The organism is Pseudomonas iridis (assembly GCF_017980685.1).
Lineage (GTDB): Bacteria > Pseudomonadota > Gammaproteobacteria > Pseudomonadales > Pseudomonadaceae > Aquipseudomonas > Aquipseudomonas iridis.
In genome coordinates this window covers 53,079-67,190 of sequence record NZ_JACXXO010000009.1, presented here as the reverse complement: position 1 = coordinate 67,190, position 14,112 = coordinate 53,079, and the positions used below count along the sequence as shown (strand labels likewise).

Sequence of the window (14,112 nt, the reverse complement as noted above, 5' to 3'; positions counted from 1 at the left end):
GTCTCCATGTTCCTACCGTTGTGCGTCCGGTGGCTATGCTATAGTTCGCGCCCTCATTTTTATCCCCGATGTTATCCGCCCGCCATGACCAAACGCGAAGCTCCAATCTACAAGGTGATTTTCCTCAACCAGGGCCAGGTGTTCGAAATGTACGCCAAGCAGATCTATCAAAGTGATCTGTGGGGCTTCCTGGAAGTGGAAGAGTTCGTCTTTGGCGAGCGCACGCAGATGGTCGTCGATCCGAGCGAAGAAAAGCTCAAGGCGCAATTCGAAGGCGTGGTGCGCAGCTTTGTGCCGATGCATTCGATCGTGCGTATCGACGAGGTCGAGCGTCTGGGTACACCGAAAATCAGCGAAGCCCGCGGCACGGTCGGCAATGTGATGCCGTTTCCGATGCCGATGCCTGAGAAGTAAGTTTCAAGACCGCGTCGCCCCATTCGCGAGCAGGCTCGCTCCCACATTTGATCTCCAGTGTTCCGAAGACCACTTGTGGGAGCGAGCTTTCTCGCGATGGGGCTCGCAAGATCGGCTCAGAAATCAGGGAAGAGGCGAAAACGGCGTGCGCCCATCGGCGCTCTGTAGTTCCATCAGGTATTTACGGAAAATTTGCCCGAGCACCTGTGTGGCGGTTTCGAGGTCTTCGCGGGACATTTTTTCAGAGACTTCGTCGGCAGTGTCCAGCGCCTCTTCGGCGCCGTTGACCGCGGCCATCTTCAGCACGATGTACGCCTGAATGTTGTTGGCCTGCACGCCTTCGCCGTGGAAGAACATGGTGCCGAGCTTGAATTGCGCCTGGGCATGGCCTTGCAGCGAGGCTTTTTCGAAATAGCTCAGGGCTTGATTGAGGTCGCGCGGCGCATTCTTGCCGTCGTAGTAGAACTCACCCAACTCGTATTGCGCTTGCGCATCCCCTTCATCCGCTGCCTTTTGGCAGGCGGCCAGTGCCTGCGTGACGTCTTGCGGCTGAGTATTGAGGGTGCAACGACCCATCGCCGGGATCAACAACGAGTTGCCGCCTGCTTGTGCATGCGCGAGCAGGGGCTGAAGGAGCAACAGGCAGCCCAAGGCAAGGGTGCGGCCGGTGCGGTTCATGGGAATCGACTTACCTCTGAAGGGCACGCGGACCCATCGAGGGATCCAATAAGCGCGCATTATGAAATAAGCAGGGCCATCCTTACAAAGTCTTTACTCGTTTTTCTGCTGCGCGGGGAATATATCGCCCACTTTAGGCGGATATTTAGCAGAGGCGTCGGAAAAACAGCTCGGGTGTAGGTGAAAGCTGACGCTGGCAATGGCCAACGTCAGCGGTTCGGCGATTATTTCAGTTTGGCGAAGGCGCGCTCGGCTGCATCCAGAGTCAACTTCAACTCGGCTTCGCCGTGGGCGATAGAGGTGAAACCGGCTTCGAATGCACTCGGCGCCAGGTACACGCCGCCTTCCAGCATCAGGTGGAAGAAGCGACCGAACAGGGCAGCGTCACTGGCCATCACGTCTTCAAAGGTGACGATGTCGTCGGCACCGCTGAAGTACAGGCCGAACATGCCGCCGGCCTGAGTGGTCACGAACGGAATACCCGCTGCGTCAGCGCGTTGTTGCAGGCCGTCGAGTAGGCGCGTGGTGTAATCGGTCAGTTCGTCGTGGAAACCCGGACGGCTGATCAGGCGCAGAGTGGTCAAACCAGCAGCCATGGCCAGCGGGTTACCCGACAGCGTACCGGCCTGATACACCGGGCCCAGTGGCGCGATGCGCTCCATGATTTCACGCTTGCCGCCGAAACAGCCGACCGGCATGCCGCCACCGATGATCTTGCCGAAGGTGGTCAGGTCTGGTTTCACGCCGTAGTAAGCCTGCGCACCACCGAGGGCCACGCGGAAACCGGTCATCACTTCGTCGAAAATCAGCACAACGCCATGTTTGTCGCACAGCGAGCGCAGACCTTCGAGGAAGCCCGGCGCTGGCGGCACGCAGTTCATGTTGCCGGCCACTGGCTCAACGATGATGCAGGCGACTTCTTCGCCGACTTCGGCGAGCATTTTTTCCACGGCGTCGATGTCGTTGAACGGCAGGGTCAGCGTGTGTTTGGCGAACGCGGCCGGTACACCCGCCGAGCTCGGAACGCCTTGGGTCAGTGCGCCGGAACCTGCCTTGACCAGCAGACTGTCGGAGTGACCGTGGTAGCAGCCTTCGAATTTGATGATGCTGTCGCGGCCGGTGTAACCACGAGCCAGGCGGATGGCGCTCATGGTCGCTTCGGTGCCGGAGCTGACCATGCGCACCATGTCCATCGACGGCACCAGCGAGCAGACCAGGTCGGCCATCTCGGTTTCCATCGCGGTCGGCGCGCCGTACGACAAGCCGTGTTGCAGTTGATTGCGCACCGCGTCCAGCACGTCCGGGTGGCTGTGGCCAAGAATCATCGGGCCCCACGAGCCAACGTAATCGACATAATGCTTGTCGTCTTCGTCAGTGACGTAGGCGCCTTCGGCGTGCTTGAAGAACAGCGGCGTGCCACCCACGCTCTTGAACGCGCGAACCGGTGAGTTCACGCCACCGGGAATGTGTTTCTGGGCATTGGCAAACAGGGTTTCGGAACGAGACATGATCGGGCTCTCAAAAATCAGGATTTGAACAATTCATTAAATGCGCGGGCGCGGCGGGTCACTTCGGCGGTGCTGTCGGCACCAAACAAACCGTGGACCACAGCAAGCAAGTCGACGCCGTGGGCCACCAGCGGCGCAGCGTTGTCGAGGGTGATGCCACCAATCGCGCAGATCGGTAGATGCAGCGCACGTTTGGCTTCGTCGAGCAGATCAAGGCTGCAGGTCGGTGCACCGGGTTTTGTGTTGGAATTGAAGAAACGACCGAAGGCGACGTAACTCGCGCCTTCCCTGGCAGCCTGTTGCGCCAGTTCGATTTGCGCGTGGCAAGTCGAGCCGATGATCGCTTTCGAGCCAAGCAGGGCGCGGGTCGGTGACAGCGGGCCGTCGGTCTGGCCCAGATGCACACCGACGTTCAGGCGCGCGGCCAGTTCGGCGTCGTCGTTGATAATCAGCTGCGTCTTGTAGCGTTCGCACAGATTGCGCAGCGCCTCGGCCTCGCGCAGACGGCGGGCTTCGTCACTGCTCTTGTCGCGGTATTGCAGCAGGGTGACGCCGCCTTCCAGCGCCGCCTCCACGTACGACAGGAACTTGCCGGCCAGCAACTGGCTGTCGGTAATGGCGTACAGGCCACGTAGTTTCATCAGGCAGACCTCACGACGTTACGAGCAGAAATCCAGCGGCAGGCGACGCGGGACAAACTGGCCTTTGCCCAGCTGTTCGGCATCGCGCAGGGTGCGCCAGGTGTAATCCAGTGCACTGCGCACGGCGCTGGCGAGGTTTTCACCTTGCGCCAGGCGACCGGCCAAGGCACTGGCGAGGGTGCAGCCAGAACCGTGATAACTGCCCGGCAAGCGCTGGCAGTAAAAGGTTTCACGCAGACCGTCGCGGCTGTACAGGCGATTGTGGATTTCAGTTTCGTCGCCGTGGCCACCGGTAATCAGCAGGTTCTTGACGAACGGCAGAAGTTTTTCAGCGCACTCGTCCGCGGTGCCTTCGGGCAGTTCGGCAAGGATGCGCGCTTCGGGAAGGTTGGGGGTCGCGATGATCGACAGTGGCAGCAGACGTTCGCGCATCGCATAGCCGACTTCGTCCTTGCCCAGACGTCCACCGCCGCCGGCGCGCAGTACCGGGTCACAGACCACCGGCAAGTGCGGGTGCGCCGACAACAGTTCGACAACGGTGTCGACCATTTCCAGCGAACCGAGCATGCCCAGTTTGACCGCAGCGACTTCGGAGTCGTTGAGCACGGCGTTGGCCTGGGCCAATACCCACTCACGGTCGAGGACGCGAAAGTCAGTGACGTTGACGGTGTCTTGCACGGTCAGGGCGGTGACGGCCGGAGCCGCATGGCAACCCTGCGCGAGCAGGGCTTCGATATCTGCCTGCAAGCCGGCGCCACCACTGGGGTCGTGGCCGGAGAGACAGAGGACAACGGGGCGGGAGCTGTAGATATTCATGGTGCGCGAGCTTACCACCAAAGCTGATTTTCGGGTGTGGCTGGCGCAGCAAGATCAAAAGATCGTCCGATCGCGGCCCGAGTCGTTGGACGATCTTTTGATCTACCTGACCAATCAAACAGCTCTAGCTCGCTACTTTGCTCTGGAACGCCCGTTCTAGAGCCTTTGTAGGAAAAATTCCGATGGTGCTCAATGGCCATCAACGGCTATGCTAGTCTGGATCCAAACCAATAACAGGTAACACCGGTTTTACGTCTACTCAAAAGGAATGGGGGGGCTTCCTGACACAACCGGACGAGCCACGCTGGGGCTTCAATGCGCTATCTGCTGATGTTGCTGTTCTGCTTGCCCCTCATGGCGAGCGCCGTCGAATTCGACGAATTCACCCAGAGCCTCCCTCTGGGCCGGTCACTGCAAGTGTTCGAAGACCCGAGTGGTCAGGCGAGCATTGCCGATGTCCGCGCGCAGGCTGCTGCCGGCAATTTCAAAGCCCACGACAAAGCCACGCTCAATGCCGGGTACTCACGCTCGGCATTCTGGCTGAAGATCGACCTGCATTACCGCCCGAGCAATCCTGGCGCCCAGCGCTCCTGGCTGCTGGAGTTGGCATATCCGCCGCTCGACCATCTCGACCTGTATCTGCCCGACGGCCATGGCGACTTTCACCTGATCCGGCAAACCGGCGATGCCTTGCCGTTCGCCAGTCGTGAGATCCGCCAGAACAACTATCTGTTCGACCTGACGTTCGCGCCGGATCAACAGCAAACCGTGTACCTGCGTCTCGCCAGCGAAGGTTCGATCCAGGCGCCGGTGACTTTGTGGTCGAGCACTGCGTATCTCGAAGACCAGCCGGTGCGCCTGTACGTGCTGGGCATCATTTATGGCGTGCTGCTGGGGATGGTGGTCTACAACCTGTTCATCTACCTGAGCGTGCGAGACACCAGTTACCTCTATTACATCTTCTACATTGCCTCGTTCGGGCTCTATCAGCTGTCGGTGAATGGCGCGGCGGTCGAGTATTTCTGGCCGGACAATCCGTGGTGGGCCAACGCCGCCACCCCGTTCTTCATCGGTTGCGCGGGGCTGTTCGGCAGCCAGTTCGCCCGCAGCTTTTTGCAGACCAGGACGCACAGCCGCTGGCTTGACCGCTTGCTGATCGCCTTGATCGCATTCGGTGCGCTGGTGGTTGGTCTGTCGTTGATGGCCAGTTACGCCTTGGCCCTGCGCCTGGCAACAACGTTGGCGCTGACCTTCACCGTGGTGATTTTCGCCGCCGGGATTCTGGCCTGGTGCCGCGGCCTGCGGGTGGCGCGCTACTTCATCATCGCCTGGTCGGCGTTTCTGCTCGGTGGCGTGATCAACACGCTGATGGTGCTGGGCTTGCTGCCGAACGTGTTCCTGACCATGTACGCCAGCCAGATCGGCTCGGCCATCGAAGTGGCGCTGCTGTCGCTGGCATTGGCCGATCGCATCAACGCGATGCGCGAACAACAGGCGCAGACGCTGTTCGATGCCAGCCAGAAACTCGAAGTGCTCAACCAGCAACTGGCCCGCAGCAACAAGCTCAAGGATGAATTCCTCGCGACCCTGACCCACGAACTGCGCACGCCGATGAACGGTGTGATCGGCTCGCTTGAACTGATGCAGACCGTCGACCTGGACCCGGAGCTTGAGCAATACCAGCAAACTGCCGCCGGTTCCGCCCGCGACATGATGCGCATGGTCAACGGCATCCTCACCCTTACCGAATTGCAGGCCGGCAAGCTCAAGGCGACACCGGGCAGCTTCAGCCTGCGCGGCGTGGTCGAGGCATTACGCGTGCAATTTGAAAGTAATGCGGCGAGCGAGTCGCTGGACTTCAAAGTCGACGTGCTGCCGACCCTGCCGGATCGCCTGAACGGTGACAGCACGAAACTGGCGCAATGCCTGGAATGCTTGCTGGATAACGCGATCAAGTTCACTCGCGTGGGCGGTCTGGCGCTACGTGTTAGCGGCAAACCGACGACGGACAATCGTATGGCCCTGTCGTTTGCGGTGATCGACACCGGTATCGGCTTCACTGATCTGGGCGAGGCGACGATGTATCAGCGCTTCTTCCAGCTCGACGGATCGATGACCCGTGAGTACGGCGGCTTGGGCGTAGGTCTGGCGATTTGCCGACAGTTGGTGGAATTGCTCGGCGGCAAGCTCACCCATCGTTCCGAACCCGGTCGCGGCAGCCGTTTCCAGCTGGACGTCGAGTTCGAATTGCCGGTGGTCGAACCTGCGCCAACAGCGGCGCCTGCCCGCGATTGCATACGCGCACCGCAGGACTGCACGGTGTTGTTGGTCGATAACAACAGCGTCAACCAGCTGGTGATGCGCGGCATGCTGCTCAAGCTCGGTTTCCGCGTGCGCGCCGCCGATAATAGTGCGGCAGCGCTCGATTACCTGCAGCGCGAGAGCTTCGACGCGGTACTGATCGATTGCCAGTCGCCTGCCCAAGACGGCGCGGCATTGTGCTGCCAGATCCACGCTTTGCCGGGTTGCGCCCATCTGCCGGTGTTCATGTTGGCGCTGAGTGCCGACCGCGAGATGTGCAGCCCTGGCGCGGTGATCGATTACCTGAACAAACCGGTGAAATTCGAGGATTTGCAGGCAGCGCTGGAGCGGCGCGTGCTCTGCTGCTGACAGGGTAAAAGCGCCGCAAAAACGGCGGATATGACGCTTTGTTCGGCGTGGGGGCGGTGCTTAACTGACCTTCTCGCTGAAGAAGGAACCCGTCATGAACCTGCATCAGTTCGCCGAAACCCACGAAGTCACCAACCAGCCGCCGTCGCTGGACGGCAGCAACCTGTACCGCATTGATCTGCCGTTGCAGGAGTGGTCGCGCCGGTTTGGCGCCGGTTGGGCCGAATCGCGAATTGACGCCTACGGTGCTCTCGCTGGCGGGCCGCTGATGGAAGCCGGGTTCCTCGCCAATCAGAACAAACCGGTATTCGCCAGCCATGACCGCTACGGTCATCGCATCGATCTGGTGGAATTTCATCCCGCTTATCACGAGCTGATGCGCACGGCCATCGAGCATGGCCTGACTTCCTTGCCATGGGCGCACCCGCAGGACGGCGCCCACGTTGCCCGGGCGTCCATGAGTTACCTGCACAGCCAGGCCGAGGCCGGCAGTGGCTGCCCGTTGACCATGACGTTCGCCAGCGTTCCGGCCCTGCGTTTGCAGCCGAACCTGGCCGAGCAATGGCTGCCGAAAATCCTCGCCACCGAATACGACCCGCGCAATGTCGGCATGGCGCACAAGGCCGGGGTCACCATCGGCATGGCGATGACCGAGAAACAGGGCGGCACCGACGTGCGCGCCAATACCACCAAAGCCTATCCGGTCGGTACCAGCGGGCCGGGCGAGGCCTATGAACTGGTCGGGCACAAGTGGTTCTGCTCGGCGCCGATGTGCGATGCGTTCCTCACGCTGGCGCAGACCGACAAAGGCCTGACCTGTTTTCTGCTGCCACGCCATCGTCCCGATGACACGCGCAATCAGTTCTACATCCAGCGCCTGAAAAACAAACTCGGCAACCAGTCCAATGCCTCCAGCGAAGTGGAATTTCGCGGGGCGCTGGCGTGGATGGTCGGCGAAGAGGGGCGTGGCGTGCCGACCATCATCGAGATGGTGGCCATGACCCGTTTCGATTGCATGGTCGGCTCCAGCGCGCTGATGCGTCAGGCGCTGACCCAGGCCAGCCATCACTGCGCGCATCGCAAGGTCGGCGGCAAACTGCTGAGCGAACAGCCGTTGATGCAGAACGTGCTGGCCGATCTGGCGCTTGAAAGCGAGGCCGCACTGGCCCTGAGCCTGCGCATGGGCAAAGCGCTCGATCATCTGGATGATCGCCACGAAGCGCAATTCGCCCGGTTGGTGACGGCGGTGGGCAAGTACTGGATCTGCAAACGCGCGCCGGCCATGATCAACGAAGCCGCCGAATGCATGGGCGGTGCGGGTTATGTCGAAGACAGCATCTTGCCGAGGCTGTATCGCGAGGCGCCGGTCAACTCGACGTGGGAAGGTTCGGGCAACGTCCAGTGCCTCGACGTGTTGCGTGCCTTGTCGAAAGAGCCGGGCGTGCTGGATGTGTTGTTCAGCGAGCTCGGTGACGGCCATGGTGATAAACGTCTGGCCGCGCATATTCAGCAGTTACAGGCGCAGTTCAAGGACACGAGCGACATTCAATACCGGGCGCGGCAGTTGACTGAGGATATTGCGCTGGGGCTACAGGCCAAACTGTTGCTGGAGGCGGGGAATTCGGCGGTCAGTGATGCCTTTATTGCCAGTCGTCTGAGTGGTGGCGGACGAGTTTACGGTGCGCTGCCGCGCGGACTGGACGTCGAAGCCATCGTCGCCCGCTCGACCCCGCAAGGTTTCTGACCCCAATCTCTCCAACACCAAAAAAACCTGTGGGAGCTGGCTTGCCAGCGATGGCGTTCTGTCACTCGACATCGATGTTGAATGTGACGACCTCATCGCTGGCAAGCCAGCTCCCACAGGGATTCGGGTTGTCTGAAAGATTTAGGTGTTGCCACAACGCTACTGTTCCCGTCACGCCACGATGCAGGCAAGATGAAGCTCTGCAAGTCAGAACACAGGAAGCTGATCGTGACCGAAGCGTTTATTGTCGTTCAAACCGCCGAACAAGCCGTGGATCGTCTGGCCGAGCTGCATGAGCGGGCCACCTCTGCGCTGAACTCGGCGCTCAAGCGGTACCTCAAGGATCGCGTCGAGCCCGACGCCGAGCAGCGTGCCCAGTTTCGTTATCCCGAACTGCGTTTGACCTATCACTGCCAGGGCGAAGTCCCGCAGACCACCCGCGCCTACGCCAAGGTGCAACTGCCGGGCACCTACAGCGTCACCGTCACCCACCCGGCGGCCTTTCGCAAATACCTGCTCGAACAACTTGTGCCGCTGATGCACGACTTCACCGTGACCGTGGAAGTCGGCGTCAGCCAGCAAAACATTCCGTATCCCTACGTGGTCGAACAGGGCGACGAACTGGCCGGCTCCGGCGTGACGGCAGCGGTGCTGGCGCGCGTGTTCCCCAGTACCGATTTGTCGGCCGCCACCGATGGCATCGCCGACGGTCTCTACGATTGGGAAAACACCGATCCGCTGCCATTGGCGCTGTTTGATGCGGCGCGTGTGGATTTCTCGCTGCGCCGACTGGTGCATTACACCGGTAGCGACTGGCGTCATGTGCAGCCGTGGATTCTGCTGACCAACTATCACCGTTACGTCGACCAGTTCATCGTCCATGGTCTGGAGCAATTGCGCAGCGATCCGCGTTTCGTGCGCATGGTGTTGCCGGGCAACGTGATCATCGAAAAGAGCATGGATCACGGCGAAGCCTCGGCGATTGCTGCCGGTGTGGTCTGGCACCGCTACCAGATGCCGGCCTATCACCTGATCGCCAGCGATGGCCACGGCGTGACCTTGGTCAACATCGGTGTCGGCCCGTCCAACGCCAAGAACATCACTGACCATTTGGCGGTACTGCGTCCGCATTGCTGGCTGATGATCGGTCACTGCGGCGGCCTGCGTCAGTCGCAGACCATCGGCGATTACGTGCTGGCCCACGCCTACATGCGTCGCGACGGTATTCTCGACCGCGTGGTGCCGCCCAACATTCCGATCCCGGCTCTGGCCGAAGTGCAAATGGCGCTGCAACAAGCGGCAGCCAATGTCACGGGCGAGAAGGGCGACGATCTGAAAAAACGCCTGCGCACCGGCACCGTGCTGACCTACGACGACCGTAACTGGGAGCTGCGCTGGGCCCAGGAGCGACCGTTGATCAACCTGTCCCGCGCCGTGGCGGTGGACATGGAAAGCGGCACGATTGCCGCGCAGGGTTATCGCTTGCGAGTGCCGTATGGCACGTTGCTGTGCGTTTCGGATAAACCGCTGCACAGTGAAATCAAGCTGCCGGGTTCGGCCAACGCCTTCTACGAACGCGCGGTCAGCCAGCACTTGAAGATCGGCATCGAAGCGGTCGATCTGCTGCGCACCGAACTCAATTCGCTGCACTCGCGCAAACTGCGCAGCTTCGACGAACCGCCGTTCCGTTAACGGTTAGTCGTGGTCATTTGGTGATCCGGGCACTAGCATTGTCAGCCCAGATCGCCAGATGTTGTTTTGCCCATGTCCCGTCCTCCGCGTCCACCTTCTCGCCGTCCCGGCGCGAAGCCTCCGTCTTCTGCCCCTCGCCGTGTCGCCAAGGCGCCGCCGGCCGAGCCGAAGCTGATCCTGTTCAACAAACCGTTCGATGTGCTGACGCAATTCAGCGACGGTGAAGGGCGGGCGACGCTCAAGGATTACATCGACGTGCCGGGCATCTATCCGGCCGGGCGTCTGGACCGAGACAGCGAAGGTTTGCTGCTGCTGACTAACGACGGCCAGTTGCAGGCGCGGATCGCAGACCCGAAACACAAGCTGGCGAAAACCTATTGGGTGCAGGTCGAAGGCGAGCCGACGGACGAGCAGTTGCAGCGTCTGCGTGATGGCGTCGAGTTGAATGACGGCATGACCTTGCCCGCCGAGGCGCGCCAGCTCGATGAACCTGAGCTGTGGCCACGCAACCCGCCCGTGCGTTTTCGCAAAAGCGTGCCGACGAGTTGGCTGGAACTGGTGATTCGCGAGGGACGCAACCGTCAGGTACGGCGCATGACTGCCGCGGTCGGGCTGCCGACGCTGCGGTTGGTGCGGGTCAGGATTGGTGACTGGACGATTGACGGTCTCGATCAGGGCCAGTGGACGGAGGTGCCGGCGCGCTTATAGAGCGCCGGATTCGATCAGGCCGATCACCACGCTCTTGATGATGAACGCGGCCACACCCAGGCCCAGCACGAAGAACAGAATGAGCGAGCCGAAGCGACCGGCCTTGGACTTCTTCGCCAGATCCCAGACGATGAAACCCATGAAAATGATCAGGATGCTGACCAGGCCGGTCATCATCCACTCTTCGAGTAGTGCAGGATCCATCGGACATCTCCGGCGCGGGGCGGGGTAAAGGGCGGCGGCGATTATACGCCATGGGCAATTGCTGAATCATTGACCTGCGTCGGTGTGCCACACCTCTTCAGTCACCGCTGCCCCCTGCAGGAGCTGCCGAAGGTTCGGGCCGCTCCTACAGGGAGAAATTTCAGCTACGCAGATGAGTGAGCGGCAACTCGGTACTGTTCAACACCTGATTCAGCACAAAGCTTGAGCGAACGCTTGTTACGCCATCGATGCGGGTGAGGTGACCGAGCAACAGCTTCTGATAGTGATCCATATCCGGCACCACCACTTTCAACTGGTAATCAGCATCCACCCCCGTCACCAGGCTGCACTCCAGCACCTGCGGCAACGTGCGAATCGCCGCTTCGAAATTTTCGAAACGCTCTGGCGTGTGCCGGTCCATGCCGATCAGCACGTAAGCCGTCAGGCTCAGGCCGAGCATCTTGCGGTCCAGTAGCGCCACCTGACGCGAGATATAGCCGTCGTCTTCCAGCTGTTTGACCCGGCGCGAGCAAGGCGAGGGTGACAGACCGATGCGCTCGGCCAACTCCTGGTTGGAGATGCGGGCGTCGCGTTGCAATTCCGCCAAAATGCTCAGGTCGTAACGGTCGAGTTTGCTCATCAATCTGTCCTTGGTTGTAACTATTGCGGAGGATTATCTATCCAGGGTGAAAAATTGCGCAAGTGATGTTTATTTGAGCAATCTTCGCAATCCTCTGTCGCGGCCTCAGGCTTATTCTTATCACCAGAATCACTGCTCGGTAACACAGTCCACGCGGCCCGCTCAATCAGGCCTGCCGCGGCCGCCACCCCCACCGGGGTTGGGCCGGCCCCCGAGCTACGCACTGTCCATAAGACGGCGTGAGGTGAGCCGACGTCAAAAGCGTCGAGCCAGGACGAAGTTCTCTAAAGGGAGGCCGACGGGTCTCCCTTTTTTCTTGTGCGCGATTTACTGCTGCGCCGCTCAATAAATAAGTTGCGTGACTGATAACCTGTTGCAGAACCCGGTGTGTGTTTCCCCGGTCTTAGCTACAGGCCACTCCAATCAAGGTCTCTGAGCCGCAGTGAGGAATTTCATGAAGTCGCGCATCTGGCAGCTGGCCGGTGTTGGTTTGCTGTGTATGAGTGTCGGTGCGCAGGCACTGGCCGATGAGCCGCAAAATCGTGGCCCCGACGGCGGCGGTCGCGGGCCGGAACATCAGGGCAATAATCAGGGCCATGGCGGCGACAATCAGCAGCGCCCGCACAATAACGAAATCATTCGTGGCGACAACAGCCGCCAGTTCGAGCATAACGGTCAGCAGAACAACGGTCAGAACCAGAACCGCCCGGCCTACAACCCCAACCCGGTGCGCCAGCCTCCTCCACCGCCGCAACTGCCGGCCAACAGCCTGCCGATCCAGCCGCGCCCCGATGCCGTGCGCCAGACCCAGGAACCGCGTCAGGGTTACTACCGCGATGAGCGTCCGCAAAACGGCTACAACAATCAGCATTGGCAGACCGGCAATCGGCCCAACGACAACCACTGGCCGGGACGTCCGGACGGTCACGGCACTGGTTGGGGCCCCGGCCCGCAATATCGCCCGGGGCATGTGATCGATCGCTTCCCCGATCGTGATTATCGCGTGCCGTATCGCGGTCAGGACTACTTCTATTCCGGCGGCTACTGGTATCGCCCGCAAGGCCCGCGCTACATCGTCGTGCAACCGCCGCGCGGAATTCGTACGCAGTACTTGCCGGATTACGCCCGTGAAGTGTGGGTCGGTGGGTCGCTGCTGTTCCTCGCTGCCGGTTCGTACTACGCGTATCAGGAGGCCACGCAGGATTACACCGTGGTCGCGCCGCCCGTGCAGCAGCAACAGCCGCAATCCCAGGGCTACGACGTGGAGGCCTATCCGGCCAATGGACAGTCGCCGCAGCAGGTGCAGCAGGACGGATACCAGTGTTATCAGTATGCAGTGCAGCAAAGCGGTTTCGATCCGCGCACCGCGACGTATCAACCGGCGCCCGAGGTGGTTCAGGCCTACCGCCAGGCCCAGGGCAATTGCCTGAGCAGTCGCGGTTATCAGGTCAGATAGAAGCCGCTACGAGCTGCAAGTTTCGAGCGACAAGCTTGAGGCTAGCGGCTTGCAGCTGCTTTTATCGGGTCGGCGTGCACCAGCACTTCGGCTCGCGGGTAGGCTTTGTGAATGGCATCGGCGGCCTGATCGCTGATGCCGTGCGCGACGGACAGCGTCAGCTCCCCCGGCAATTCCAGATGCAACTGCACGAACCAGTGGTTGCCCGAGATCCGTGTGCGCAAGTCATGCGCGCCCAGCACTCCCGGCACACTGCACGCCAGTTCGAGCATGTGCTGGCTGACGTCCGTCGGCAGTTCCTCGTCCATCAACACTGAGAAACTTTCTCGGGCGATCTGCACCGCGCTCCACAAGATGTAGACAGCAATCCCCAGACCGAACCACGCATCCAGTTGATCAAAGCCAAACCCGGCCAGCACCAGCGCAATCAGAATGCTGCCGTTTAGCAGCATGTCCGAGCGGTAATGCAACGAATCGGCGCGCACAGCATTGGAGCCGGTCGCCTTGATCACCCGATGCTGCAACACCAGCAGCGCCAGCGTCAGCAGCAAGGAAAAGACGATCACGCCGATGCTCAGCCAGGGCGCGCCCAGCGGCTGCGGATTGTTCAGCCGCTCATACGCCTGAAATGCGATCAACACCGCACTGCCACCAATAAACAGCGCCTGCGCCATGCCGGCCAGCGACTCCGCCTTGCCGTGGCCATAGCGGTGATCGTCGTCCGCCGGACGTAACGCGTAGTGCACTGCCAGCAGATTGAGCAACGACGTGACGCCGTCCAGCGCCGAGTCAGTGAGGCCGGCGAGCATGCTCACCGAACCGCTCAGCCACCAGGCGATGGCTTTGGCGACGATCAGCGTACAGGCCACCGCCACCGAGGCGCGGGTTGCCAGCCGCAGCAGGCGGGCGTGTTCGGGGCTGGAGGTCATGGGCAGGGTGAT

13 protein-coding genes are annotated in these 14,112 nt (G+C 61.0%); 6 read left to right on the top strand and 7 right to left on the bottom strand.

Annotated features, from left to right (window positions below; all coding sequences use genetic code 11):
- Positions 1–84: 84 nt before the first annotated feature.
- Positions 85–414: a DUF1820 family protein gene (locus tag IEQ42_RS16245; RefSeq protein WP_042561234.1), complete on the top strand. Its 330-nt coding sequence runs from the start codon at positions 85–87 to the stop codon at positions 412–414.
- A gap of 123 nt (positions 415–537) precedes the next feature.
- On the opposite strand, the gene IEQ42_RS16240 is transcribed toward IEQ42_RS16245, so the two are convergent.
- From IEQ42_RS16240 to IEQ42_RS16225, 4 genes are all read right to left on the bottom strand, one after another.
- Positions 538–1,092 carry a tetratricopeptide repeat protein gene (locus IEQ42_RS16240; RefSeq protein WP_042561233.1) on the bottom strand — a complete coding sequence of 185 codons (555 nt, stop codon included), beginning with the start codon at positions 1,090–1,092 and terminating at the stop codon, positions 538–540.
- Positions 1,093–1,316: 224 nt separating this feature from the next.
- Complete coding sequence (gene hemL, locus IEQ42_RS16235; RefSeq protein WP_210704166.1) at positions 1,317–2,600, bottom strand: glutamate-1-semialdehyde 2,1-aminomutase; 1,284 nt, start codon at positions 2,598–2,600, stop codon at positions 1,317–1,319.
- 17 nt (positions 2,601–2,617) lie between these two features.
- Positions 2,618–3,241, bottom strand: a complete 624-nt coding sequence (gene thiE, locus IEQ42_RS16230) for a thiamine phosphate synthase (protein WP_210704165.1) — start codon at positions 3,239–3,241, stop codon at positions 2,618–2,620.
- Between the two features lie 18 nt (positions 3,242–3,259).
- Positions 3,260–4,057, bottom strand: a complete 798-nt coding sequence (locus IEQ42_RS16225; RefSeq protein ID WP_047303578.1) for a hydroxymethylpyrimidine/phosphomethylpyrimidine kinase — start codon at positions 4,055–4,057, stop codon at positions 3,260–3,262.
- A 315-nt stretch (positions 4,058–4,372) separates the two neighbouring features.
- On the opposite strand from IEQ42_RS16225, the gene IEQ42_RS16220 reads away from it, so the two are divergent.
- From IEQ42_RS16220 to IEQ42_RS16205, 4 genes are all read left to right on the top strand, one after another.
- Positions 4,373–6,727 (top strand): hybrid sensor histidine kinase/response regulator, encoded by a 2,355-nt coding sequence (locus IEQ42_RS16220; protein ID WP_210704164.1) that lies wholly within the window; start codon positions 4,373–4,375, stop codon positions 6,725–6,727.
- 94 nt (positions 6,728–6,821) lie between these two features.
- Positions 6,822–8,471 carry an acyl-CoA dehydrogenase family protein gene (locus IEQ42_RS16215; RefSeq protein ID WP_210704163.1) on the top strand — a complete coding sequence of 550 codons (1,650 nt, stop codon included), beginning with the start codon at positions 6,822–6,824 and terminating at the stop codon, positions 8,469–8,471.
- A gap of 192 nt (positions 8,472–8,663) precedes the next feature.
- The gene (amn, locus tag IEQ42_RS16210) at positions 8,664–10,163 is read left to right on the top strand and encodes an AMP nucleosidase (RefSeq protein ID WP_191626408.1); all 1,500 of its coding nucleotides are present in this window, start codon (positions 8,664–8,666) and stop codon (positions 10,161–10,163) included.
- Between the two features lie 72 nt (positions 10,164–10,235).
- Positions 10,236–10,871 (top strand): pseudouridine synthase, encoded by a 636-nt coding sequence (locus IEQ42_RS16205; RefSeq protein WP_150617319.1) that lies wholly within the window; start codon positions 10,236–10,238, stop codon positions 10,869–10,871.
- Here the strand turns inward: IEQ42_RS16205 and IEQ42_RS16200 are convergent.
- Positions 10,866–11,075 (bottom strand): DUF2788 domain-containing protein, encoded by a 210-nt coding sequence (locus tag IEQ42_RS16200; protein WP_042561226.1) that lies wholly within the window; start codon positions 11,073–11,075, stop codon positions 10,866–10,868. The two genes, IEQ42_RS16205 and IEQ42_RS16200, sit on opposite strands and share 6 nt — an antisense overlap.
- A gap of 160 nt (positions 11,076–11,235) precedes the next feature.
- The gene (locus tag IEQ42_RS16195) at positions 11,236–11,715 is read right to left on the bottom strand and encodes an Lrp/AsnC family transcriptional regulator (protein WP_042561225.1); all 480 of its coding nucleotides are present in this window, start codon (positions 11,713–11,715) and stop codon (positions 11,236–11,238) included.
- Positions 11,716–12,169: 454 nt separating this feature from the next.
- On the opposite strand from IEQ42_RS16195, the gene IEQ42_RS16190 reads away from it, so the two are divergent.
- Positions 12,170–13,171 carry a DUF6515 family protein gene (locus IEQ42_RS16190; protein ID WP_210704162.1) on the top strand — a complete coding sequence of 334 codons (1,002 nt, stop codon included), beginning with the start codon at positions 12,170–12,172 and terminating at the stop codon, positions 13,169–13,171.
- 41 nt (positions 13,172–13,212) lie between these two features.
- Here the strand turns inward: IEQ42_RS16190 and IEQ42_RS16185 are convergent, their stop codons facing one another.
- Positions 13,213–14,100, bottom strand: coding sequence for a cation diffusion facilitator family transporter (locus IEQ42_RS16185; RefSeq protein ID WP_210704161.1), 888 nt, complete (start codon positions 14,098–14,100; stop codon positions 13,213–13,215).
- Positions 14,101–14,112: the final 12 nt, after the last annotated feature.